This window comes from Pseudomonas pseudonitroreducens (genome assembly GCF_021603645.1).
Lineage (GTDB): Bacteria > Pseudomonadota > Gammaproteobacteria > Pseudomonadales > Pseudomonadaceae > Pseudomonas > Pseudomonas pseudonitroreducens.
This window is the reverse complement of sequence record NZ_BQHJ01000010.1, coordinates 203,719-227,991: the sequence shown is the minus strand read 5'-3', so window position 1 is coordinate 227,991 and position 24,273 is coordinate 203,719. Positions and strand designations below refer to the sequence as shown.

The window sequence follows — 24,273 nt, the reverse complement described above, 5'->3', positions numbered from 1 at the left end:
TATTGTTGTCTCCACAGTGTGCAGTTTGTTTTTCTTGGATGCGTCCGGGAGTGGCCGGTCCGCTTTCGTTACGCCGCGGACAGCGGGTCGAGCGCGCGGACGTGCTCGACTTCCCAGCCCAGCGGAACCACGTCGCCAACACTGAGCGCGGGATCGAGCTCGGCGATCGGCTGTTTGACGAAGAAATCGGTACGGCCGCAGACCTCCAGGCGAATGCGCACGTGGTCGCCCAGGTAGATGAACTCGGCGACGCGGCCGGAGAAGCGGTTCACGCAGTTTTCGCTGTGGCCGTTGAGGCGCACGCGCTCGGGGCGGATCGACAGGCTGACGGTGTCACCGACGTTGCCGACGTTGACCGCCAGCGCCTCGACCTTCTCGCCACGGGCCAGGCCCACGGTGCAGCGGTCGCCATCGCGAGCCTGGAGCTGGCCGGCGATGCGGTTGTTCTCGCCGATGAAGTTGGCGACGAAGGAGTTGCGCGGGTGCTCGTAGAGCTCGGCCGGCGGGGCGATCTGCTGGATCTCGCCCTGGTGGAACACGGCCACGCGGTCGGACATGGTCAGGGCTTCGCCCTGGTCGTGGGTCACGTAGACCACGGTCACGCCGAGGCGCTGGTGGATGTGCTTGATCTCCATCTGCATGTGTTCACGCAGCTGTTTATCCAGGGCACCCAGGGGTTCGTCCATCAGCACCAGTTGCGGCTCGAAGACCAGCGCGCGGGCCAGGGCCACACGTTGCTGCTGGCCACCGGAAAGCTGGGCGGGATAGCGGCCGGCGAAAGTGTCGAGCTGGACCATCGACAGCGCGCGCTTCACCCGCTCGCTGACATCGGTCTTGCTCATGCCGCGCACGGAGAGCGGGAAGGCCAGGTTCTCGGCTACCGTCATGTGCGGGAACAGCGCATAGTTCTGGAACACCATGCCGATGTCGCGCTTGTGCGGGGGAACGTTGTTGATGGCGCGGCCGGCGAGCTGGATTTCACCGGCGGTAGGAGTTTCGAAACCGGCCAGCATCATCAGGCTGGTGGTCTTGCCGGAACCGGACGGCCCCAGCAGTGTCAGGAATTCGCCTTTGCGAATGTCCAGATTGAGGTCCTTCACGATGAGGGATTCGCCGTCGTAGCTCTTCTGCACGCCACGGAAACTCACCAGCACATCGTTTGCCTGATTCTCGGCCATCACCGCACCTTTGTTTTTTTGTAAATGCCGTTGATCTCAAGCCTAGAGAAGCTGGACCGGCGCGCAAATCGGGCGGTATGAGAGATTGCTATAAGGCTTAGAGAGGATGCTTTGTAGGGATTGCCCTACAAAAACCTGGGAAAACAACTGCCGACCAATGCCTGGTCGGCAGCCCGCGGATCAGCGCTTGGCCCAGGCCTGGAAGCGCTTCTCCAGCGCGTCGCCGTGCTCGGCCCAGAACGCCACGTCCATGCCGACGGCATTGGCGATGTTCTGCGGCGCGGTCGGCAGGTTGGCCGCCACGTCCGGCGCCAGCAGCTCCACCGCCTTGCGGTTGGTCGGGCCGTAGGAAATGTTTTCGGCGAAGGCCTTCTGCTGTTGCGGCTGGCCGGCGAAGTTGACGAATTGCTCGGCCAGTTCCTTCTTGAACACGCCCGAGGGCAGCGCCCAGAAATCGAAGTCGTAGATTCCGCCGGCCCAGACCATGCGGAAGCCCTTCTGCTCGCCCTGCGCGGCGGCGATCCGGCCGTTGTAGGCCGAGCTCATCACCACGCTGCCGTCGGCGAGATCACGCACCGGGTCCTGCCCGGACTTCCACCAGTTGATGTTCGGCTTCAGTTCGTCGAGCTTGCGGAAGGCGCGGTCGACGCCGTCATTGGTGGACAGCACCTTGTAGACGTCCCTGGGCGCGACGCCGTCGGCCATCAGGGCGAACTCCAGGCTGTACTTGGCGCCCCAGCGCAGCCCGCGCTTGCCGGGGAATTTCTTCGTGTCCCAGAAATCCGCCCAGCTGCCGGGCGTGCCCTGCAGCTTGTTCTGGTTGTAGGCCAGCAGCGTGGTCCAGACGAAGATGCCAACGCCGCATGGCTGTATGGCGCCGGGAACGAAATCGGCGGTGTTGCCCAGGGTCTTGGGGTCGAGCTTCATGAACAGCCCTTCCTCGCAGCCGCGCGCGAGCTCGGGGGCCTCGACTTCCACCACGTCCCAGGACACATGGCTGATCTCCACCATGCGTTTGAGCTTGGCCAGGTCGCCGTTGTAGGAGCCGTGGACGACGGCGTTGCCGGTCACTTCCTTGAACGGTTTGTAGAAGGCCGCCTCCTGGGCTTCCTTGTTCGCGCCACCGAAGGAAATCACCGTGACGTAGTCCGCCAGCGCCGGCATCGCAGCGCTCCCCAGCAGGCCGAACAGCAGCCCTCCCCTTACCGCTCGCAACATCTTCTTCTCCTTGTTATCACGACGTACTGCATGAAGCCGGCAATCATTCCCTGCCTCACGCCCGCTAGATAGACGGTTTGTTACAGAAATCGGACACGTCGCACAGAGTGAAGGGAAAATTCAGCGAGCTCGTTGCTGGGGGTCAAACCGCGGTGCCGGGCGCTCAGACGAGCTTGTGTTCCATGGCGTAGCGCACCAGGTCGGCTACCGAATTGGCGTTGAGCTTCTGCATCAGCCGCGCCTTGTGGGTGCTGATGGTTTTGCTGCTGACCGCCAGTTGCTGGGCGATCTCGTTGACGCCTTCACCTTGTACCAGGCGCTCGAATACCGAGAACTCACGCTCGGAGAGCAAGGCGTGGGGCGGGCGCGAATCGGTCAGGCCAACTTCGAAGACCATCCGATCGGCAAGATCGGGGTCGATATAACGGCCGCCACTGGCAACCTTGCGGATCGCCGTCAGCAGCAGCGCCGGGTCGCTGTCCTTGGTGGCATAGCCCGCCGCGCCCACCTTCAGCGCGCGGGCCACCATCTGCACTTCGTCATGCATGGAGAGCATCAGGATCGCCGGCGGATTGTTCAGCGCGCGAATCCGCGGGATGGCTTCCAGGCCATTGACGCCGGGCATGGAGATGTCCAGCAGGACCACTTCGCAGGGCGTCTGGCGCAGGGTTTCGAGCAACTGCTCGCCGTTGGTGGCCTCACCGACCACCTGAAGGTCCTTGGCCATGCCGATCAGTTGCTTGATGCCTTCGCGCACGATCGTATGGTCTTCCGCCACCAGCACTCGAATCACTGCCGTTCCTCCCGTTCCACTCTTGTCATTGTCGTTATGCTTGCCGCCCGCTCAGCCGCCACGGGAACGCAATGGCACCCGGATCAACAGGGTGGTGCCCTCCCCGGGCTGGCTGTCGATCTGCAAGGTGCCGCCGAACATCAGCACCCGTTCGCGCATGCCCACCAGGCCGAAGGAAACACCCTGGCGCGTGGCATGCGGGTCGAAGCCGACGCCGTCGTCGGCGATGCGCAGGCAGAGTTCGCGGCCTTCGACGCTCAGCTGCAACTCCACAGTATGCGCCTGGGCATGGCGCATGACATTGGTCAGCGCCTCCTGGAGGATGCGGAACAGGCCGATGGCCTTGGCGTCGGACAGCTCCGGCGGGTTCTCCGGCACCTGCACCAGGCAGGGAATCTGCGTCCGTGACTCGAAGCGGCGCGCCTGCCACTCCACCGCCGAACCGATACCGGCATCGAGGATCGGCGGGCGCAGCGCGGTGGCCACGTCGCGCACCAGCTGGAACAACTGGGCGATCAGGCGTTTCATGTTCTCCAGGCGCTCGCGCAAGCCGCTATCCAGCTCGGCATAGGCCAGTTCGCACATGGAAGTTTCCAGCTTGAGCACGGTGAGCACCTGGCCTAGTTCATCGTGCACTTCGCGGGCGATGCGCGCCTTCTCCTCCTCCCGCACGCTCTCCAGGTGCGCCGACAGTTCGCGCAGTTGCGCCCGGGAATCCTGCAGCTCCAGTTCGATCTGCTTGTGTTCGGTGATGTCCCAGACCACGCCGTCCCAGGCCGACCGGCCATCATCCAGGGTGCGCACCGTGGCCTTGATGTCGACCCAGCGCGGCTCGTTGCTGCGGGTGAGGATGCGCCCCTGCCACAGCCAGTTGCGCTGGCCTGCCACCGCCTCCAGCTGGCTGGCGAGATAGCCCTCGCGCTCGGCTGGATGCACCAGGCCCATGATGCCCAGGCCGCTCTCGCGCAGGTAGCCGGGCGAGTAGCCCAGCGAGGTTTCGCTGCCACCGGTGATGAAGCTGATATAGGCAAAGTCGGAATCATCGTCCGGCGCGTTGGGTTCCAGGCGGAATACCAGCCCCGGAACGTTGGCGGCGATGCCCTGCAGGCGCGCCTCGCTCTCTTCCAGCGCCGCGCGGGCGCGGCGGCGCTCGGTGACGTCGTTGAGGAACACCAGCAGGTACTCCGAATCGCCGAAACGCAGGAAGCTCAGCGAAACGTCCGCCGGCAGCCACTGGCCATCGGCGCGCAGGCAACGGGTCTCGAAGCTCAGCGGCGCCTCGTCGGCATTGCGCGCGCGGCGCCAGAGGTTGAGCCAGCGGTCCATGTTCAGCGCCGGTTCGAAGTCCGACAGCGGCCGGTCCACCACGGCGCCCGGCAGGTAACCGAGCATCTCTTCGGCGGCACGGTTGGCATAACGCACGTGGCTGTCCCAGTTGACCCAGAGGATGCCCACGGTGCTGCTGTCGATGGCGAACTGGGTCAGGCGCAGCGCCTGCTCCGCCGCCTGGCGCAATTCGATATCACGGCGCGCGGCGAGCAGACGCGACTCCAGCGCACGGTGCTGGCGGCGCAGCCAGAACAGTGCGGCGACAGCGAACGCCAACAGCAGGCCGAGCAGGATGCAGAGGTTCTGCCAGAAGCCGGGCGAAGAGCCCAGGCGCGGGTAGGTTGGCTGCAGCCAGCGCTCGTGGAGCTGGTCGAGATCCTTGGCTGGTACCGCGCGCAGGGCAGTGTCGATGATCCCGGCCAACTCCGGCAGGTCGCGCCGAGTCGCCACGCGGAGCAATTGCGGATAGCCGATATCGGCCACGACCCAGAGGCCGGTGAACTCGGTTTCGCGGGTCAGGCGCGCCAGTTGCGCCTCGTCGATCACGGCATAATTGGCCTCGCGACCGAGCACCTTGCGCAGCACTTCACGCTCGCTGTCGACGACCTGCAGGGTCAACCCCGAGTAAGTGCCGCGCAGGTAATCCACCACCGGGCCGGGGCCGCGCACGGAGACGGACTCACCGTCGCGCAGATTGTCCAGCTCCACCGATGTGCCGCTGCGTCGGTCCCCCACCACCAGTCGCGGTACACGCAGGTAAGGGTCGGAGAACAGCCAGTCGCGCAGGGTCGAAGGCGTCTGGCTGACGCCGGGCGCCAGATCGATTTCGCCTTGTCGCACGGCCCGCTCCAGCGCCGCCTGGTCAGCATAGGTGTGCCATTCCAGGCTGACGTGCAAGGACTTGGCCAGCCACTCCAGTAATTCGACGTTGGCCCCGGAGAGCTGCTGCAAGCGGCGATCCTGCTGCACGTAAGGGGCTTCGAGCACGGCGCCGACGCGCAGCTGCGGGTGCTCGGCAAGCCACGCCAGTTGCGCCTCATCCAGCGCCAGCGGAGGCGCAGTGGTTTCTGCCAGGGCCAGCAACGGCAGGCAGCAGCACCAGGCCAGGCAGGCTTTCCAGAACAGACGAATCATGCCGACAACACCATGGAGTTCACTCGGGTCAAAGCAAATGGCCGGCATACCTTACAGCAAGCCCGGTTGAACCCGGCACGCCTGCGCCTGACAAAGCTAATACAAGCCGCTAGGCTGGCCGCACTCGCGCCCCGCCGCTTGCAGCCCCGCCAGACAGGGATATCTCCGATGCCGTACTTGCCTCGCCCGACGCTTCTCGCCTTCTGCCTGTCCCTCAGCCTTTTGCCACAGGGCAACAGTTGGGCCGAAGACGCCAAGCCCGCCGCCGAAGCAAAACCGGCCGCCGCGCCAGTGGTGCGCCCGGCGGTGAACGAGCGCAGCCAGGACGAAGCCAGCGGCCTGGTGCGCCAACTGCCCGAAAGCGAGCGACAGGAGCTCAAGGCCGGTGACGAAACCTTCCTTGCGCTCTGGCTGCCGGCCAATACCGCCGACGCCGAAGGCGCCGTGATCCTGGTCCCTGGCGATGGCGAAAGCGCCGACTGGCCGGTGGCGATCGGCCCGCTGCGGCGCAAGCTGCCCGATGCCGGCTGGCAGACCCTGGCGGTGACCCTGCCCGACCCGCAGAGCACCGCACCAATTCCGCGGCCGAAGGAGTCCCCGGACAAGGTCAGCGCCGACACCGACGCCACGGCCACCGACAGTGCCAGCAAACCTGAAGTGAAAGGCAGCGCAGGCAGCGCCACGCCAACCCCGGAAAGCACCGGCGAAGCCGGCAGCGCCGAGCCGGCTCAAGCCAGTGCAGAAACTCCGCCGCCGCCCAGCGATCCGGTGGAGCTGCGCAAAGCCCATGCCGAGCGCGTGCTGGCGCGCATCCAGGCGGCCGTCGACCTGGCCCAACAGCACAAACCCAGGACCATCGTCCTGCTCGGTCACGGCACCGGGGCCTATTGGGCAACCCGCTACCTGGGCGAGCGCACGCCGGCCGAGATCAAGAATCTGTTGCTGGTAGCACCGGAGATGCCACGCGATTTCAAGCCGTCGCTGGACGAGACCGTGCCGCTGCTGAACCTCGCCACCGGCGACTTCTATTACAAGGACAAGGCACCCGACGTGGCGGCTGCCAAGCTGCGCCTGCAGGCCAGCAAGCGACAGAAGGCGCCGAACTACGTGCAGATCGGCATGAATGCCCTGCCCGCGGACCTTGGCACCGAGCAGGAGCAACTCTACCGCCGTATCCGCGGCTGGCTGTCGTTGCACCTCGAGCCGATCGAACAGCCCTGAAGGCCACCCGGTTCAGCGGAATCCGCGACGCTGGCGCACCAGCAGGTAGGCGGCCTGGATCTCGCGGGTCTTGTTGGTCGCCGCGGCAATCCGCTCGGGGCTGGCGCCCAGGCCTTCGAGCTTGTCCGGGTGGTTCTGGCTGATCAGTTTGCGGTAGGCACGCTTGATCTCCTCCGGTTCGCTCTCCGTGGTCACGCCCAGCAGGCGCAACGCTCCGCTATAGGACTCGCGCGGAGTTGCTGGCGGCCTGGGCGGCTCGGCAGCCGACGACAACGCAAGGACCCTGGAGCGGGACAGCCCCAGTGAATCGCCCCACTGCAGCAGCAGGTTCTTCTGCGCAGCATTCGGCGCGCCGCCTGCCCAGGCCATACGCCAGCAGGCCTGGATCAGACCTTCGGCAGTGGCCTCCTGGCCATGGCGCTGGCGCAGGCCAGCGTCCAGCAATTCCCCACCCAGCTTGCCACGGCCGAAGGCATCGATCGCCTGGCGACGGGCCTTGTCATCCAGTTGCAGACGCTGCATCTCCGAGCGCGCCTGCTGGATGTGTCCATCGAGCACCCGCCCGCGGCTCTTGGCCAGGCGGCCGAGCAACAGGAACAACAACTCCTGGTCAGCCACCCAGGGACCACCGCGCAACTGTTCCAGCAGGCCGCGCCAGGTGCGCTTTTTCAGGCGCCGATCGAGCACCTGGCCGAGCAGACCGCCAAGCATGGCGCCCGGAATGCTCGCCAGCGCCCAGCCAGCGATAATCCCCACCAGGGTCCCTGGCCAGAGCACCTCAGCCCTCCGTCAGTTGGCGTTCGACTTCCGCCAGGCGTTCGTGGGTGCCGACATCGATCCAGCGGCCACGATGGTGCACGCCACTCACGCGCCCTGCTTCCATCGCCTGGCGCAGCAGCGGCGCCAGCTTGAACGCGCCGGGCTGGCAGCCGTCGAATAGCTGCGGACGGAGGATGGCGATGCCGCTGTAGGTCAGGCTCCGCTGGCCTTCGCGGTAGTCACTGACGCGACCGTCACGCAGGCAGAAATCGCCGCGCGCGTGGTGGCCGGGGTTGTCCACCAGTACCAGGTGCGCCAGATCGCCCTCGGCCACCGCACCGTTCAGGCTCGCGTAGTCGAAGTCGGTCCAGATGTCGCCGTTGGCGATGACGAAGGCGTCGTCACCCAGCAACGGCAACGCCTTGAAGATGCCGCCGCCGGTTTCCAGCGGCTCGCCCTCCGGCGAGTAGCGAATGCTCACGCCAAAGGCCGAACCATCGCCCAGGTGATCCTCGATCTGCTGGCCGAGCCAGGCGTGGTTGATCACCAACTGATCGAACCCCGCTCGGCGCAGAGCCTGCAGCTGGTATTCGATCAACGCTACGCCAGCAGCTCGCACCAGTGGCTTGGGCGTGTGCAGGGTCAACGGTCGCAGGCGTTCGCCCTTGCCCGCCGCGAGGATCATGGCTTTCATGCGGGATGCGTCTCGTCTTTGGGCAGGCCGGCCAGCAGCGCGGCCAGGTCGGCCAATTCCGGGCGGCGCGCGATGACGCTTTCCAGGTAGCGGAAGAAGCGCGGTACGTCGCCCAGATAGCGCGGCTTGCCGTCGCGGTGGCAGATGCGGGCGAAGATGCCGATCACCTTCAGGTGACGCTGGGCGCCCATCAGGTCGCTGGCACGGAAGAACTCTTCGAAGGTGGCGGGCAGCGGAATGCCGGCGGCCTGGGCCTTTTTCCAATAGCGCGAGAGGCCGTCGTGTACGCGCGGCTCCGGCCAGCTGAGGAAGGCGTCCTTATAAAGGCAGGTGACGTCGTAGCTCACCGGACCGTAGACCGCGTCCTGGAAATCCAGGATGCCGGGGTTCGGCTCGCTGAGCATCAGGTTGCGCGGCATGTAGTCGCGGTGCACGAACACCCGCGGCTGCTCCAGGGCACTTTGCACCAGCAGGTCGCAGGTACGCTCCCAGCGGGCGAGCTGCTCGCCCTCCAGGGTCACGCCCAGCTGGCGCTGCAGGTACCAGTCGGGGAAAAGCTGCAGTTCGCGGCGCAACAGGGCTTCGTCGTAGGCCGGCAGGCGCCGGGCGACATCGACCTGCTGGAAGGCCACCAGGGCATCGAGGGCATCCTCGAACAGCTCCTCGGCATTCTGCGCGGTGAGTACATCCATGTAGGTCTGGCGCCCCAGATCGTCGAGCAGCAGGAAGCCCTGCTCGACATCCTCGGCCAGAATCTTCGGAACGTGCACACCGGCCTCAGCCAGCAGGCCGGCGACCTTGATGAAGGGGCGGCAGTCCTCCTGGGGCGGTGGCGCATCCATCACGATCAGGCTGCGACCCTCGCCCTGCCAGCGGAAATACCGGCGAAAACTGGCGTCGCTGCTGGCTGCGGTGAGGCTGGCCTCGGGCACCTGCCCCCAGCCTTGCGCGTTGAACACTGCGGGCAAACTCAAGTCCAACCAGCCGATCATCTGCTGGTAACGGGCATCCTGTGACATCTTTATGGGTTCTCCACGGCCCTAGCCGTTGCGCGGGTCATGCTTTATTATCCAGCATCTTTTTGAGCCCATCGATAGGCGTGCGGCCCGTTTTGGGCTGAAGGCTCGCAGGAAGCCCGGATTAACAAGATGGCAGTGAATTTCCCCGTGTTCCGTAGAAAATTCCCCTTACTGGTGACCGGAGGCCTGCTGGCTTTCCAGCCGCTCGCCACTGTGACCGCGGCGCCCGGCGAGCAGTTCGCCTGCCAGCCCTCCGCGTCCGGCGCCTGGGACTGCTCCTCGCAGAGCAGCGCCAGCAGCGTGCCGCGCCCGCAGCACGGCGCCAGCTCGGTCAGCGCCGGTGGCGCTGCCGCGAGCAGCGCCAAGTCCTCGGGCGGCTCGAGCAGTGCAGCCGGCGAAGAGCCGAAGCAACTGGTCACCGAGTCCGGCGGCCGCGGCCTGAAGTCACGCAGCAGTGACTACAGCCACCTCGACTGGATTCCGCGCGACAAGCTCACCGCCGCGCAACAGGCTGAGATGGGCCCGTATTGCAGCGGCGCCTATATCGAGCCGACGCGCCCGGGCATGAACGACAAGACGCCGAACGACGAGGCCCCGACCTACGTTTCGGCGAAAGTGTCCCGCTACGAGCAGGAAAAGCAGATCGCCACCCTCGCGGGTAACGTGGTCCTGCGCCAGGGCAGCATGCAGGTGGAAGCCGACGAGGCCAACCTGCACCAGGCCGAGAACCGTGGTGAGCTGGTCGGCAACGTCAAGCTGCGCGACAACGGTGCGCTGATCGTCGGCGATCATGCCGAACTGCAACTGGACAACGGCGCGGCGAAGATCGACAACGCCGAGTACGTCATGCACCAGGCGCAGATCCGCGGCAGCGCGCTGTACGCCAAGCGCCAGGAAGACGCGATCATCCAGCTCAAGGACGGCACCTATACCCGCTGCGAACCGGGCAGCAATGCCTGGGTCGTCAAGGGCAACAACATCAAGCTGAACCCGGCTACCGGTTTCGGCACCGCGACCAACGCGACCCTGCGGGTGAAGGACATTCCGGTCTTCTACACCCCGTACATCTACTTCCCGATCGACAACCGCCGTCAGTCCGGCTTCCTGGCGCCGTCCTTCGCCAGCTCGACCGACACCGGCTTCACGCTGACCACGCCGTACTACTTCAACCTGGCGCCCAACTACGACGCCACGTTGTACCCGCACTACATGGTCAAGCGCGGCCTGCTGATGGAAGGCGAGTTCCGCTACCTGACCCACAGCAGCGAAGGCCAGGTCAACGCCGCCTACCTGAACGACAAGAACGACGACCGCGAAGACTTCCCGCAGTACACCGACACCCGTTGGCTGTATGGCTGGAAAAACACCAGCGGCCTGGATTCGCGCCTGCTGGCGCAGGTCGACTACACCCGCATCAGCGACCCGTACTACTTCCAGGACCTGGATACCTCGCTGGGCATCGGCTCGCCGACCTTCGTCAACCAGCAGGGCATCCTGACCTATCGCGGCGACAGCTACACCGCCAAACTGAACGCGCAGTCCTACCAGTTGGCGACAGTGACTGACGTCACCCCGTATGATCGCCTGCCGCAGCTCACCCTGGACGGCACGTTGCCGTTCAATCCGGGCGGCCTGAACTTCACCTACAGCACCGAAGCCGTGCGCTTCGACCGCGATCTGGATGAAGGTTACTACCGAATCGACGTCGACAATCCGACGCTTTACCCACGCCCGGATACCAATATCCACGGCCTGGCGCGCGCAACGGGTGATCGCTTCCATGCCGAGCCAGGCATCAGCCTGCCAATGAACCGCAGCTGGGGCTTCATGACTCCGACCGTCAAGGCCCTGTACACCAAGTACGATCTGGACCTCGACTCCCAGGGCAAGGCTACGCTCCCGTCCTATATCAATTACGACAGCAGCCCGGATCGCTCCCTTGGCCTGGCCAAGCTCGACACCGGCCTGTATTTCGACCGCGACACCACCTTCGCTGGCACCAAGTTCCGCCAGACCCTGGAACCACGGGCGATGTACCTGTACGTCCCGTACAAGAACCAGGACAACCTGCCGACCTTCGACACCGGCGAATTCACCTTCAGCTACGACTCGCTGTGGCGTGAAAACCGCTTCACCGGCCGTGATCGCATCGGTGACGCCAACCAGTTGTCCCTTGGCCTCGGTTCGCGCTTCATCGAAGACGATGGCTTCGAGCGTGCCTACGTGGCTGCCGGCCAGATCTACTACTTCAGCGACCGCCGCGTACAGCTGCCCGGCCTGACCGAAGACGATCTGCGCGCCAGCGGTGCGAAGAACCCGGATGCCGATACCTGGCGCTCGCCCTACGCACTGACCGGTGTCTACCGCTTCAACCACGACTGGTTCGCCAGCTCGGACTTCAACTGGAACCCGAACACGCACCACACCGACAACGGCAACCTGATGTTCCACTATCAGCCCGAAGCCGATCCTCGCAAGGTGCTGAACGCCGGCTACCGCTACCGTGCGGACAGCAAGCGCTTCAACCCCAACACTGGCCAGTTCGAATACGGCAGCGACGAGTACAAGATCGAACAGCACGACTTCTCGTTCATCTGGCCGGTCCTGCCGCAGTGGGCCGCCATCGGCCGCTGGCAGTTCGACTACAACCAGAGCCGCACGCTGGAAGCCTTCGGTGGCTTCGAGTACGACAGCTGCTGCTGGAAGCTGCGCCTGATCAATCGCTACTGGGTCGACTACGACGATGAGGAATTCGTGACCTCGACGTCCAAAGCCGACCGCGGTGTTTTCCTGCAAATCATCTTGAAGGGCCTTGGCGGCGTAGTTGGCAGTCAGGTGGAAGGCTTCCTCGACCAAGGTATCCAGGGTTATCGTCAACGTGAAGACAATGCTATGTAAGGCCCTGCGCCCGCTGATGCTGGGCGCGCTGTTGGCAAGTTCCGTCGTGCACGCCGAAGTGGTTCCGCTGGACCGTGTAGTCGCCATCGTCGATAACGACGTGGTGATGCAGAGCCAGCTGGACCAGCGCCTGCGTGAAGTCCGTGCAACCATCCAGAAACGCGGCGCACCGCTGCCGCCCGAGCACGTGCTGACCCAGCAGGTGCTCGAACGTCTGATCATCGAGAACATCCAGCTGCAGATCGGCGACCGCTCCGGCGTGCGCATCACCGATGAAGAGCTGAACCAGGCCATGGGCACCATTGCCCAGCGCAACAACATGAGCCTGGACCAGTTCCGCGCCGCGCTCGCCCACGACGGCCTGTCCTACGACGAAGCCCGTGAGCAGGTACGCCGCGAGATGATCATCAGCCGCGTGCGCCAGCGCCGCGTGGCCGAGCGCATCCAGGTCAGCGAGCAGGAAGTGCAGAATTTCCTTGCCTCCGACCTGGGCAAAATCCAGCTCTCGGAAGAGTACCGCCTGGCCAACATCCTGATCCCGGTACCGGACAGCGCTTCACCGGAAACCGTGCAGGCTGCCGCTCGCCAGGCTCAGGAGATGTACCAGCAACTCAAGCAGGGTGCTGACTTCGGCCAACTGGCGGTATCCCGCTCGGCCGGTGACAACGCCCTGGAAGGCGGCGAGATCGGCTGGCGCAAGGCCGCCCAGCTGCCCTCTCCGTTCGACAGCATGATCGGCAGCCTGGCCGTGGGCGACGTGACCGAACCGGTGCGCACCCCGGGTGGCTTCATCATCCTCAAGCTGGAAGAAAAGCGCGGCGGCAGCAAGATGCTGCGTGACGAAGTCCATGTCCGCCACATCCTGCTCAAACCCAGCGAGATCCGCAGCGAGGAAGAGACCCAGCGCCTGGCAGAGAAGCTCTATGAGCGCATCCAGGCTGGCGAAAGCTTCAGCGAGCTGGCGAAGAAGTTCTCCGAAGACCCGGGCTCCAAGCTCAACGGTGGCGATCTCAACTGGGTCGACCCGGAATCCCTGGTACCGGAGTTCCGCGAGGTGATGAACAACGCGCCGCAAGGCCAGGTCACCAAGCCGTTCCGCTCGCCGTTCGGCTGGCACGTGCTGGAAGTCCTCGGCCGTCGCGCCACCGACAGCAGCGACAAGTTCCGCGAGCAACAAGCCGCCCAGACCCTCCGCGCACGCAAGTACGACGAGGAACTGCAGGCCTGGCTGCGCCAGATCCGCGACGAAGCCTACGTCGAGATCAAGCAGTAAGCAGCGCGAGTCGCTCATGAAGAAACCCGGCCTTGGCCGGGTTTCTTTTTGCCCGCCGAAAGCTTCGAAGAACAAGGGCTTCGTCGTAGAGTAGGCCCATCCGCTGCAAATCCCGATTCGAGAGACCCTGATGAGCACTTCCCACCTATTCGCCCTCACCCCCGGCGAGCCCGCGGGCATCGGCCCCGATCTCTGCCTGTTGCTCGCCCGCAAGGCGCAGCCGCATCCACTGGTCGCCATTGCCAGCCGTGAACTGCTGGCACAGCGCGCCGCCTTGCTGGGGCTGAGCATCGATCTGCAGGAAGTCGGCCCCGGCCAGTGGCCCCACACCGCGGCACCGGCTGGCACCCTGTATGTCTGGGATACCCCGCTGGCCGCACCGGTCGAGCCGGGCAGGCTGAACCCGGCCAACGCCGCCTATGTGCTGGAAACCCTGACCCGCGCCGGCCAGGGCTGCCTGGACGGGCACTTCGCCGGAATGATCACCGCGCCCGTGCACAAGGGCGTGATCAACGAGGCGGGTATCGCCTTCTCCGGCCATACCGAATTCCTCGCCCACCTCACCCACACCGCCCAGGTGGTGATGATGCTCGCCACCCGCGGCCTGCGCGTCGCCCTGGTGACCACCCACCTGCCGCTGCGGCAGATTGCCGATGCCATCACCGCGAATCGCCTGGAGCGCGTGACCCGCATCCTGCATGCCGACCTGCGCAACAAGTTCGGCCTGGCCAACCCGCGCATCCTGGTCTGCGGCCTGAATCCCCACGCCGGCGAAGGCGGCCATCTCGGCCACGAGGAAATCGACGTGATCGAGCCGACCCTGGAGCGCCTGCGCACCGAAGGCATGCAACTGATCGGCCCGCTGCCGGCCGACACCCTGTTCACCCCCAAGCACCTGGAACACTGCGACGCGGTGCTGGCGATGTACCACGACCAGGGCTTGCCGGTGCTCAAATACAAGGGTTTTGGCGCGGCAGTGAACGTCACCCTGGGCCTGCCGATCATCCGCACCTCGGTGGACCACGGCACCGCCCTGGACCTCGCCGGCAGCGGCCAGATCGACAGCGGCAGCCTGCAGGTCGCCCTGGAAACCGCTTACCAGATGGCCGAAGCTGGCGCTGGGGCGCGCTGATCCCGGGTCATCCGTTCGGCCAGCGTTTCGTGCTGGCCGCGCCGGGCTGGTAAACTGATGGTTTTTCCGCCTCCAGCCGGCCGCCTCGGGCGCCCGGCTGCTCTCCGGAGCCTTCGATGTCCGAACTCTTCCAGCACCGCGCCCGTAAACGCTTTGGGCAGAACTTCCTGCATGACGCCGGGGTGATTCACAAGATCCTCCGCGCCATCGCCGCCAAGGAAGGCCAGCACCTGCTGGAAATCGGCCCCGGCCAGGGCGCCCTGACCGAGGGCCTGGTGGACAGCGGCGCGAAGCTCGACGTGATCGAGCTCGACCTGGACCTGATCCCGCAACTGAAATGGCGCTTCGGCCTCAAGCCCAACTTCAGCCTGCACCAGGGCGATGCGATGAAGTTCGACTTCTCCAGCCTCATCGCCAATCCCGAGGACAAGCTGCGCGTCGTCGGCAACCTGCCCTACAACATCTCCACTCCGCTGATCTTCCACCTCCTGGACCACGCCTCGCTCATCCAGGACATGCACTTCATGCTGCAGAAGGAAGTGGTGGAACGCCTGGCCGCCGAACCGGGCAACGGCGACTGGGGCCGCCTGTCGATCATGGTGCAGTACTTCTGCCGCGTGGATTACCTGTTCACCGTCGGTCCCGGTGCGTTCAACCCGCCGCCCAAAGTCGAGTCGGCCATTGTCCGGCTGGTGCCCTACGCTGAACCGCCGCATCCGGCCAAGGATCACCGCGTGCTGGAGCGCATCGTCCGCGAAGCCTTCAACCAGCGCCGCAAGACCCTGCGCAACACCCTGCGTACGCTGATGAGCGTCGAGGACATCGAAGCCGCCGGCGTCGACCCGACCCTGCGTCCGGAGCAACTGAGCGTCGCCGACTTCGTCAGCCTGGCCAACCGCTACAGCGAGACCAACCCGGAAGCCGAGCAAGGACCGAGCGCATGAGCGATTCCCGCTACCAGGTCAGCGTCAGCGTCACCACCCGCCACCTGCCCGAGCAATCCCAACCGGAGCAGCAACGCTACGTGTTCGCCTACACCGTGACCATCCACAATCACGGCGAACTGGCCGCCAAGCTGCTGACCCGCCACTGGATCATCACCGACGGCGATGGCCACGTGCAGGAGGTGCGCGGCGCCGGCGTGGTCGGCGAGAAGCCGCTGATCGAGCCGGGCGCCAGCCACACCTACACCAGCGGTACCGTGATGGCGACCAAGGTCGGCAGCATGCACGGCAGCTACCAGATGGTCGCTACCGACGGCCACCACTTCGATGCCGAAATTCCGGCATTCCGCCTCGCTGTGCCAGGGGCGCTGCACTGATGGCTACCTATGCCGTCGGCGACCTGCAGGGCTGCCTGGAACCGCTCAAGTGCCTGCTGGATCAGGTGAAGTTCGACCCCGCTCAGGACAAGCTGTGGCTGGTCGGTGACCTGGTCAATCGCGGCCCCGCGTCGCTGGAGACCCTGCGCTTCCTCCATGGCATGCGCGAGTCGCTGGTCTGCGTGCTGGGCAACCATGACCTGCACCTGATTGCCGTGGCCTACAACGCCGAGCGCCTGAAAAAGAACGACACCCTGCGCGAGATCGTCGAGGCGCCGGAGTGCGCGCAGCTGATCGAATGGCTGCGGCAGATGCCACTGGTCCATCACGACGCAACGCGCGACATCACCCTGGTGCACGCCGGCATCCCGCCGCAGTGGGACATCGACAAGGCCTTGCAACGCGCCGCCGAAGTCGAAGCCGCACTGCGTGATGACGCCCAACTGCCGATGTTCCTCGATGGCATGTACGGCAACGAGCCGGCCAAGTGGGACAAGAAGCTCAATGGCATAGCGCGCCTGCGGGTGATCACCAACTACTTCACGCGCATGCGCTTCTGCACGCCGGACGGCAAGCTCGACCTGAAATCCAAGGAAGGCCTGGACACCGCGCCGCCCGGCTACGCGCCCTGGTTCAGCTATGCCGAGCGCAAGGCCGCCGGACGCAAGATCATCTTCGGCCACTGGGCCGCGCTGGAAGGCCAGTGCGACGTCCCCGGCCTGTTCGCCCTCGACACCGGCTGCGTGTGGGGCGGCAGCATGACCCTGCTGAACGTCGATACCCTCGAGCGCATCCAGTGCAGCTGCGCCGATAAACCAGAATGACTGCAGCGGGGCCACTGGCTCCGCGCCTTGCGAGGTACTACCCATGAGCGACTTCAAGCGCATCGCCCCCGACCTGGCCCAGCAACTGCGCGAGAGCGGCGCCCAGGTCGTCGACATCCGCGACCCACAAAGCTACGCGATGGGCCATATCAGTGGCTCGCGGCACATCGACAACTATTCGGTGGCCGACTTCATCCGCGACGCGGACATGGACGCGCCGCTGGTCGTGGTCTGCTATCACGGCAACTCCAGCCAGAGCGCGGCCGCCTATTTCGTCCAGCAGGGCTTCTCCGAGGTCTACAGCCTCGACGGCGGTTTCGAACTGTGGCGCAGCGTCTATCCCGCGGATACCAGCGCCGGCAGTGCTGACTGAAAGCCCCTACGGAAGGGGCGGATTTGCCCCTTCAAAAAATCTGTAACTTCTCGCGCTTTCGTCCTTTACACCCTGAAGAACGAACTATCCTTTCCCTCAGGCCATCCAAAAAAGGGAGAGCCGGCACACCGGCTTCCGGTTAATCGGCAGTGACCATTGGGGCGGATCAGGGCAGTGGCCAGGTTCCGTTGGAGTTCTGGGGGATTCTCGCCGGCAACACTGGCAGCCCGACCGCACCCGCACTAGACCGATCCGGCGCCGGCTCCATGCATCGAGCGAGGAGACGTCATGAGCATTTTCAGTCACTTCCAGGAACGCTTCGAAGCGACCCGCCAAGAGGAATACTCCCTGCAGGAGTACCTGGATCTCTGCAAGCAGGACAAGATCGCCTACGCCACCGCCGCCGAGCGGATGCTGATGGCCATTGGCGAACCGGAACTTGCGGATACGTCCGTCGATTCCCGTCTGTCACGAATCTTTTCCAACAAGGTGATCCGCCGCTATCCGGCCTTTGCCGACTTCCATGGCATGGAAGAGTGCATCGACCAGATCGTCTCGTTCTTCCGCCATGCCGCTCAGGGCCTGGAGGAGAAGAAACAGATCCTTTACCTGCTGGGCCCGGTCGGTGGCGGTAAATCCTCCCTCGCCGAAAAGCTCAAGCAACTGATGGAGCACGTGCCCTTCTATGCCATCAAGGGTTCGCCGGTGTTCGAATCGCCCCTCGGGCTGTTCAACCCCGACGAGGACGGCGCCATCCTCGAGGAAGACTATGGCATCCCGCGCCGCTACCTGCGCTCGGTGATGTCTCCCTGGGCAACCAAGCGACTCAATGAATTCGGCGGCGACATCAGCCAGTTCCGCGTGGTCAAGCTGCACCCCTCGATCCTCAACCAGATCGCCATCGCCAAGACCGAACCCGGCGACGAGAACAACCAGGACATCTCCGCGCTGGTCGGCAAGGTGGATATCCGCAAGCTGGAAGAATTCCCGCAGAACGACGCTGACGCCTACAGCTACTCGGGCGCGCTGTGCCGGGCCAACCAGGGCCTGATGGAATTCGTCGAGATGTTCAAGGCGCCGATCAAAGTCCTGCACCCCTTGCTCACCGCGACCCAGGAAGGCAACTACAACAGCACCGAAGGCCTCGGTTCCCTGCCCTACAGCGGCATCATTCTCGCCCACTCCAACGAATCGGAATGGCACAGCTTCCGCAACAACAAGAACAACGAGGCCTTCATCGACCGGATCTACATCGTCAAGGTGCCCTACTGCCTGCGCGTTTCCGACGAGATCAAGATCTACGACAAGCTGCTGATCAACAGCTCCCTGGCGCACGCCCACTGCGCGCCGGACACCCTGAAGATGCTCTCGCAGTTCTCCGTGCTGTCACGTCTGAAGGAGCCGGAAAACTCCAACATCTACTCGAAGATGCGTGTCTACGACGGCGAAAACCTCAAGGACACCGATCCCAAGGCCAAGTCGATCCAGGAATACCGCGACACCGCCGGTGTAGACGAAGGCATGTCCGGGCTTTCCACCCGTTTCGCCTTCAAGATCCTCTCCAAGGTGTTCAACTTCGACCCGCATGAAGTCGCCGCCAACCCGGTGCACCTGCTCTACGTACTGGAACAGCAGATCGAGCAGGAACAGTTCCCGCCGGAAACCCGCGAACGCTACCTGCGCTTCCTCAAGGAATACCTGGCGCCGCGCTACGTCGAGTTCATCGGCAAGGAAATCCAGACTGCGTACCTGGAGTCCTACAGCGAATACGGTCAGAACATCTTCGACCGCTACGTGCTGTACGCCGACTTCTGGATTCAGGACCAGGAATACCGCGACCCGGAAACCGGCGAGATCCTCAACCGCGCTGCCCTCAACGAGGAACTGGAGAAGATCGAGAAACCGGCCGGCATCAGCAACCCGAAGGACTTCCGCAACGAAATCGTCAACTTCGTCCTGCGCGCCCGTGCCGGCAACAACGGCAAGAACCCCAGCTGGCTGTCGTACGAGAAGCTGCGCGTGGTGATCGAGAAGAAAATGTTCTCCAACACCGAGGACCTGCTGCCGGTCATCAGCTTCAACGCCAAGGCGAGCAAGGAGGATCAGCAGAAGCACAACGACTTCGTCAAACGCATGGTCGAGCGCGGCTACACCGAGAAGCAGGTGCGCCTGCTGTCGGAATGGTATCTGCGGGTTCGCAAGTCGCAGTAGTCTGCCATCGGCGCGGCGGGATTCCCCGCCGCGCCGGTCGCCGTCGCATTCGGACCTGTCCGAGGCGGTCGTTCCGCTTCGCAGCAGGCCCTGAGGAGCATTCATGAGCTACGTCATCGACCGGCGTCTGAACGGCAAGAACAAGAGCACGGTGAACCGCCAGCGCTTCCTGCGGCGTTACCGCGAACACATCAAGAAGGCCGTCGAGGAGGCCGTCAGCCGCCGCTCCATCACCGACATGGAACATGGCGAGCAGATCAGTATTCCTGGCCGCGATATCGATGAACCGGTCCTGCACCACGGGCGCGGCGGCAAGCAGACCGTCGTCCACCCCGGCAACAAGGAATTCACCACCGGCGAACACATTCCCCGTCCCCAGGGCGGCGGCGGTGGACGCGGTGCCGGCAAGGCGAGCAACCAGGGTGAGGGGATGGACGAATTCGTCTTCCAGATCACCCAGGAGGAGTTCCTCGACTTCATGTTCGAGGACCTCGAACTGCCCAACCTGATCAAGCGGCATCTCACCGGCAGCGACACCTTCAAGACCGTACGCGCCGGCATCAGCAACGAGGGCAACCCCTCGCGCATCAATATTGTCCGCACGCTGCGCTCGGCCCACGCCCGGCGCATCGCCCTGTCCGGCTCTACCCGCGGCAAGCTGCGGGCCGCGGTGGCGGAACTGGATCGCCTAAAGCGCGAAGAACCGGACAACCTCGGCGACATCCAGGAGCTGGAGCAGAAGATCGCCGGCATGCGCGCGCGCATCGACAAGGTACCGTTCCTCGACACCTTCGACCTCAAGTACAACCTGCTGGTCAAGCAGCCCAATCCGACCTCCAAGGCCGTGATGTTCTGCCTGATGGACGTCTCCGGCTCCATGACCCAGGCCACCAAGGACATCGCCAAGCGCTTCTTCATCCTGCTCTACCTGTTCCTCAAGCGGAACTACGAGAAGATCGAAGTGGTGTTCATCCGCCACCACACCAGCGCCCGCGAAGTGGACGAGGAAGAATTCTTCTATTCCCGCGAGACTGGCGGCACCATCGTTTCCAGCGCGCTCAAGCTGATGCAGGAAGTGATGGCCGAGCGTTATCCCACCAATGAATGGAACATCTACGCCGCCCAGGCCTCGGACGGCGACAACTGGAACGACGACTCGCCGGTCTGCCGCGACATCTTGATGAAGCAGATCATGCCGTTCGTCCAGTACTACACCTACGTCGAGATCACCCCGCGCGAACACCAGGCGCTGTGGTTCGAATACGAGAAGATCCGCGACACCTTCGAAGACAGCTTCGCCCAGCAGCAGATCGTCTCCGCCTCGGACATCTACCCGGTGTTCCGCGAGCTGTTCCAGAGGAGGCTCGTCGCATGAGCAAGCGCCAGCCGATCGCCACCGGCTCGGAGTGGACCTTCGAGCTGATCCAGCAATACGATCGCGAGATCAGTCGGCTCGCCGAGCGCTATGCGCTGGATACCTATCCCAACCAGATCGAAGTGATCACCGCCGAGCAGATGATGGATGCCTACGCATCGGTCGGCATGCCCATCGGCTACAGCCATTGGTCCTACGGCAAGCACTTCCTCAGCACGGAAAAGAACTACAAGCGCGGCCAGATGGGCCTGGCCTACGAGATCGTGATCAATTCCGACCCGTGCATCGCCTACCTGATGGAAGAGAACACCCAGTGCATGCAGGCGCTGGTGATCGCGCACGCCTGCTACGGGCACAACAGCTTCTTCAAGGGCAACTACCTGTTCCGCACCTGGACCGACGCCACTTCGATCATCGATTACCTGGTGTTCGCCAAGTCCTACATCAACAAGTGCGAGGAACGCTACGGCATCGACGCGGTGGAAGACCTGCTGGACTCCTGCCACGCCCTGATGAACTACGGCGTGGACCGCTACAAGCGGCCCTACCCGATCTCCGCCGAGGAAGAGAAGCAGCGCCAGAAGGAGCGCGAGGAGCAGATCCAGCGCCAGGTCAACGACCTCTGGCGGACCATTCCCAAGGCCAGCGGCAAGGACAAGGAGCAGGGCCTGGCCCGCTACCCCAGCGAGCCGCAGGAGAACATCCTCTACTTCATCGAGAAGAACGCGCCGCTGCTGGAGCCCTGGCAGCGCGAAGTGGTGCGCATCGTGCGCAAGGTCGCGCAGTACTTCTACCCGCAGCGCCAGACCCAGGTGATGAACGAGGGCTGGGCGACCTTCTGGCACTACACCCTGATCAACGACCTGTACGACGAGGGCCTGGTCAGCGACGGCTTCATGATGGAGTTCCTCCAGTACCACACCAGCGTGGTCTACCAACCCGGCTTCGACAGCCCCTACTACAGCGGCATCAACCCCTACGCGCTGGGCTTCGCCATGTACCGCGACATCCGTCGTATCTGCGAGCACCCCACCGACGAGGACAAGCGCTGGTTCCCCGACATCGCCGGCAGCGACTGGCTGGCCACCATCAAGTTCGCCATGAAGAGCTTCAAGGACGAGAGCTTCGTTCTGCAGTTCCTCTCGCCCAAGGTGATTCGCGAGTTCAAGCTGTTCAGCATCCTCGACGACGACCAGAAGGACGACATGCTGGTCGACGCCATCCACGACGACGACGGCTACCGCAAGATCCGCGAAACCCTGGCGGCGCAGTACAACCTCGGCAACCGCGAACCGAACATCCAGATCTGGGATGTCGACCGCCGCGGTGACCGCTCGCTGACCCTGCGCCACCAGCAGCACGACCGCAAACCGCTGGGCGAATCCACCGACGACGTGCTCAGGCACCTGCACCGTCTGTGGGGCTTCGACATCCACCTGGAAACCCTGCAGGGCGAGAACATCGTCAACACCTTCCACATGCCCCCAAAGGGTGAACGCGACAGCGAGGAGGGCTACCCGCGGCTCGACCTGATCATCCCACCCATTTGATCGGTTGACCGGAGCAGCAGGCGTGACAAGCATGGCGACAACTCCGCTGGAGACCGCCATGCGTCTGTTTGCCATTCTCCTGCTCTGCCTTGCTGTCGCGACCTGCAGCAACCCCGTTCCGCATGCCCAGGTCGCGCATCCCGCCGAGGCGCGCCTGGCCGGGCTGCGCGACTTCCAGCTGATGCCCCCGGAAAACGCCGTCGACGCCCTGCCCTACCGCAGCCGATACCCGCTGATCAACGCCCAGGTACGCCAGGGCCTGATCGAGCGCGGCTACCGCGAGAGCGCTGCGCCGCAGTTGCGCGTCTACTACTGGCTGGCGCTGCAGGACGCACCGCTGGAATTCAAGGTCGATACCCCGCCACCAAACCCGCTCGGCCCCTATATCGCCATTCATCGACTGCGCGACGAGACCGGCACCCTGCGCCTGCGGCTGACCGACGCGCAGGAACAGACTCTCTGGGAGGGCACCGTCAGCACCGGACTGAGCCCGGCACACGCGAGCGCAACTCTGCTGCAGGACGCCATCGGCGCTCTCGTCCAGCAGATTCCCACCGCCACGCCGTAATCCTGCGCCGCGTAGGAGCGGACTTCGTCCGCGATGATATCCGGCGCGATGCAATCCTATCGCGGACGGAGTCCGCTCCTACGAACACGCCCAACACCCCGCCACGCTTGCCCCACCCGCCACAAACCCCGAAGCTATCCCCCAGAACAGGAGACAGCTTCATGCAGATCTACAAGGTAGGCGGCGCCGTGCGCGATCGCCTGCTCGGCATTCCCTTCAGCGACACCGACTGGGTAGTGGTTGGTGCCAGCGCCGACGAGATGCTCGCGCAGGGCTACCGCCCGGTGGGCGCCGACTTCCCGGTATTCCTCCACCCCAAGACCGGCGAGGAATACGCCCTCGCCCGCACCGAGCGCAAGAGCGGGCGCGGCTACGGCGGCTTCACCTTCCATGCCAGCCCCGACGTCACCCTGGAAGAAGACCTGATCCGCCGCGACCTGAGCATCAACGCCATGGCCGAGGACGATAACGGCCGGGTCATTGACCCCTACCACGGCCAGAAAGACCTCGAAGCTCGACTGCTGCGTCACGTCTCCCCGGCCTTCGCCGAAGACCCGCTGCGCGTACTGCGCGTAGCCCGCTTCGCCGCACGTTACACCCCACTGGGCTTCTCCGTGGCGCCGGAAACCCTGGCGCTGATGCGCGAGCTGTCGGAATCCGGCGAACTGCAAGCCCTGACCGCCGAGCGCAGCTGGAAGGAAATCTCCCGAGCCTTGATGGAGCCACGCCCGGATGTATTCATCCAGGTCCTGCGCGACTGTGGCGCACTGGCTGTGCTGATGCCGGAAGTCGACGCGCTGTTCGGCGTGCCGCAGCCGCCGCAGCACCACCCGGAAGTGGATACCGGCGAGCACGTGCTGGCCGTCCTGCGCGAATGCGCCAAGCACGGACAACCGCTCAGCGTGCGCTGGGCGTGCCTGGTGCATGACGTTGGCAAGGGCGAAACGCGCCAGGAAGAATGGCCGAAGCACCACGCCCACGAACACCTGGGCCTGCCGCTGATCGACGCGATCAACGCGCGCTTCAAAGTGCCGCGGGACTGCCAGGAGCTGGCGCGGCTGGTCGGTGAGTTCCACACTCACTGCCACCGGGCACTGGAGCTGCGACCGAATACCGTCCTGGAGTTGCTGCAATCCTTCGACGTCTATCGGCGGCCGCAGCGCTTCGAGGAGTTTCTCGCCGCCAGCGAAATGGACGCTCGTGGCCGCCATGGACTGGAAGATCGCGACTACCCGCAGGCCGAGTACCTGCGCGGGGCCGCGCAGGCCGCCCGCGCGGTCGCGGTGCAGCCGTTGCTGGAGAAGGGATACAAGGGCGCCGAGCTGGGCGAAGCGCTCAAGCGCGAGCGCCTGAGTGCCCTGAAGGCCTACAAGGAAAACCACGTCGTCTGAAACGGCGGATTG

General features: G+C 64.5%; 20 protein-coding genes. 13 read left to right on the top strand and 7 right to left on the bottom strand.

Translation table 11 applies throughout. The features are described 5' to 3' along the window. Nucleotides 1-68: 68 nt before the first annotated feature. The 4 genes from L6D89_RS23680 to L6D89_RS23665 form a co-directional block, all read right to left on the bottom strand. On the bottom strand, nucleotides 69-1,178 hold the full coding sequence (locus L6D89_RS23680) for an ABC transporter ATP-binding protein (RefSeq protein ID WP_024763595.1): 1,110 nt from the start codon (nucleotides 1,176-1,178) through the stop codon (nucleotides 69-71). A gap of 180 nt (nucleotides 1,179-1,358) precedes the next feature. Beyond that, complete coding sequence (locus L6D89_RS23675; RefSeq protein WP_236201367.1) at nucleotides 1,359-2,396, bottom strand: ABC transporter substrate-binding protein; 1,038 nt, start codon at nucleotides 2,394-2,396, stop codon at nucleotides 1,359-1,361. Nucleotides 2,397-2,559: 163 nt separating this feature from the next. Then, complete coding sequence (locus L6D89_RS23670) at nucleotides 2,560-3,189, bottom strand: response regulator (protein WP_138212997.1); 630 nt, start codon at nucleotides 3,187-3,189, stop codon at nucleotides 2,560-2,562. Nucleotides 3,190-3,240: 51 nt separating this feature from the next. Further along, nucleotides 3,241-5,652 (bottom strand): PAS domain-containing sensor histidine kinase, encoded by a 2,412-nt coding sequence (locus tag L6D89_RS23665; protein ID WP_236201366.1) that lies wholly within the window; start codon nucleotides 5,650-5,652, stop codon nucleotides 3,241-3,243. A gap of 168 nt (nucleotides 5,653-5,820) precedes the next feature. Between L6D89_RS23665 and L6D89_RS23660 the strand changes: the two genes are divergently transcribed. Beyond that, nucleotides 5,821-6,873, top strand: a complete 1,053-nt coding sequence (locus tag L6D89_RS23660) for an alpha/beta hydrolase family protein (RefSeq protein WP_236201365.1) — start codon at nucleotides 5,821-5,823, stop codon at nucleotides 6,871-6,873. A 12-nt stretch (nucleotides 6,874-6,885) separates the two neighbouring features. Here L6D89_RS23660 and L6D89_RS23655 read toward each other — a convergent pair whose 3' ends face one another. Genes L6D89_RS23655 through L6D89_RS23645 form a run of 3 tightly spaced genes read right to left on the bottom strand, consistent with a single transcriptional unit; the run spans nucleotide 6,886 to nucleotide 9,345 of the window. Then, complete coding sequence (locus L6D89_RS23655; protein WP_236201364.1) at nucleotides 6,886-7,650, bottom strand: DnaJ domain-containing protein; 765 nt, start codon at nucleotides 7,648-7,650, stop codon at nucleotides 6,886-6,888. Between the two features lies 1 nt (nucleotide 7,651). Then, complete coding sequence (gene murU / locus L6D89_RS23650; RefSeq protein ID WP_236201363.1) at nucleotides 7,652-8,326, bottom strand: N-acetylmuramate alpha-1-phosphate uridylyltransferase MurU; 675 nt, start codon at nucleotides 8,324-8,326, stop codon at nucleotides 7,652-7,654. Further along, entirely contained in the window at nucleotides 8,323-9,345 is a 1,023-nt protein-coding gene (locus L6D89_RS23645; RefSeq protein ID WP_236201362.1) for an aminoglycoside phosphotransferase family protein, read from the bottom strand. Before L6D89_RS23645 ends, murU begins: the two co-directional genes overlap by 4 nt. Nucleotides 9,346-9,474: 129 nt before the next feature. On the opposite strand from L6D89_RS23645, the gene L6D89_RS23640 reads away from it, so the two are divergent. The 12 genes from L6D89_RS23640 (at nucleotide 9,475) to L6D89_RS23585 (ending at nucleotide 24,261) form a co-directional block, all read left to right on the top strand. Next, nucleotides 9,475-12,243: an LPS-assembly protein LptD gene (locus tag L6D89_RS23640; RefSeq protein ID WP_236201361.1), complete on the top strand. Its 2,769-nt coding sequence runs from the start codon at nucleotides 9,475-9,477 to the stop codon at nucleotides 12,241-12,243. Continuing rightward, on the top strand, nucleotides 12,224-13,516 hold the full coding sequence (locus tag L6D89_RS23635; RefSeq protein ID WP_236172628.1) for a peptidylprolyl isomerase: 1,293 nt from the start codon (nucleotides 12,224-12,226) through the stop codon (nucleotides 13,514-13,516). Before L6D89_RS23640 ends, L6D89_RS23635 begins: the two co-directional genes overlap by 20 nt. 130 nt (nucleotides 13,517-13,646) lie before the next feature. Continuing rightward, complete coding sequence (gene pdxA / locus L6D89_RS23630) at nucleotides 13,647-14,648, top strand: 4-hydroxythreonine-4-phosphate dehydrogenase PdxA (protein ID WP_236201360.1); 1,002 nt, start codon at nucleotides 13,647-13,649, stop codon at nucleotides 14,646-14,648. Nucleotides 14,649-14,764: 116 nt separating this feature from the next. Then, on the top strand, nucleotides 14,765-15,592 hold the full coding sequence (rsmA, locus tag L6D89_RS23625; RefSeq protein WP_236201359.1) for a 16S rRNA (adenine(1518)-N(6)/adenine(1519)-N(6))-dimethyltransferase RsmA: 828 nt from the start codon (nucleotides 14,765-14,767) through the stop codon (nucleotides 15,590-15,592). Further along, on the top strand, nucleotides 15,589-15,969 hold the full coding sequence (apaG, locus tag L6D89_RS23620; protein ID WP_236201358.1) for a Co2+/Mg2+ efflux protein ApaG: 381 nt from the start codon (nucleotides 15,589-15,591) through the stop codon (nucleotides 15,967-15,969). The genes rsmA and apaG overlap by 4 nt, the downstream gene beginning before the upstream one ends. Next, nucleotides 15,969-16,793, top strand: coding sequence for a symmetrical bis(5'-nucleosyl)-tetraphosphatase (locus L6D89_RS23615; protein ID WP_236201357.1), 825 nt, complete (start codon nucleotides 15,969-15,971; stop codon nucleotides 16,791-16,793). The genes apaG and L6D89_RS23615 overlap by 1 nt, the downstream gene beginning before the upstream one ends. Before the next feature lie 43 nt (nucleotides 16,794-16,836). Then, nucleotides 16,837-17,166: a thiosulfate sulfurtransferase GlpE gene (gene glpE / locus L6D89_RS23610; protein WP_236172633.1), complete on the top strand. Its 330-nt coding sequence runs from the start codon at nucleotides 16,837-16,839 to the stop codon at nucleotides 17,164-17,166. A 288-nt stretch (nucleotides 17,167-17,454) separates the two neighbouring features. Beyond that, nucleotides 17,455-19,377 carry a PrkA family serine protein kinase gene (locus L6D89_RS23605; RefSeq protein WP_236172634.1) on the top strand — a complete coding sequence of 641 codons (1,923 nt, stop codon included), beginning with the start codon at nucleotides 17,455-17,457 and terminating at the stop codon, nucleotides 19,375-19,377. 103 nt (nucleotides 19,378-19,480) lie between these two features. Beyond that, the gene (locus L6D89_RS23600) at nucleotides 19,481-20,752 is read left to right on the top strand and encodes a YeaH/YhbH family protein (protein WP_054908024.1); all 1,272 of its coding nucleotides are present in this window, start codon (nucleotides 19,481-19,483) and stop codon (nucleotides 20,750-20,752) included. Beyond that, on the top strand, nucleotides 20,749-22,302 hold the full coding sequence (locus L6D89_RS23595) for a SpoVR family protein (RefSeq protein ID WP_236172635.1): 1,554 nt from the start codon (nucleotides 20,749-20,751) through the stop codon (nucleotides 22,300-22,302). Before L6D89_RS23600 ends, L6D89_RS23595 begins: the two co-directional genes overlap by 4 nt. A 58-nt stretch (nucleotides 22,303-22,360) precedes the next feature. Continuing rightward, nucleotides 22,361-22,870: a DUF4136 domain-containing protein gene (locus L6D89_RS23590; protein ID WP_236172789.1), complete on the top strand. Its 510-nt coding sequence runs from the start codon at nucleotides 22,361-22,363 to the stop codon at nucleotides 22,868-22,870. 161 nt (nucleotides 22,871-23,031) lie between these two features. Then, nucleotides 23,032-24,261 carry a multifunctional CCA addition/repair protein gene (locus L6D89_RS23585; protein ID WP_236201356.1) on the top strand — a complete coding sequence of 410 codons (1,230 nt, stop codon included), beginning with the start codon at nucleotides 23,032-23,034 and terminating at the stop codon, nucleotides 24,259-24,261. The last annotated feature ends 12 nt before the right edge of the window (nucleotides 24,262-24,273 follow it).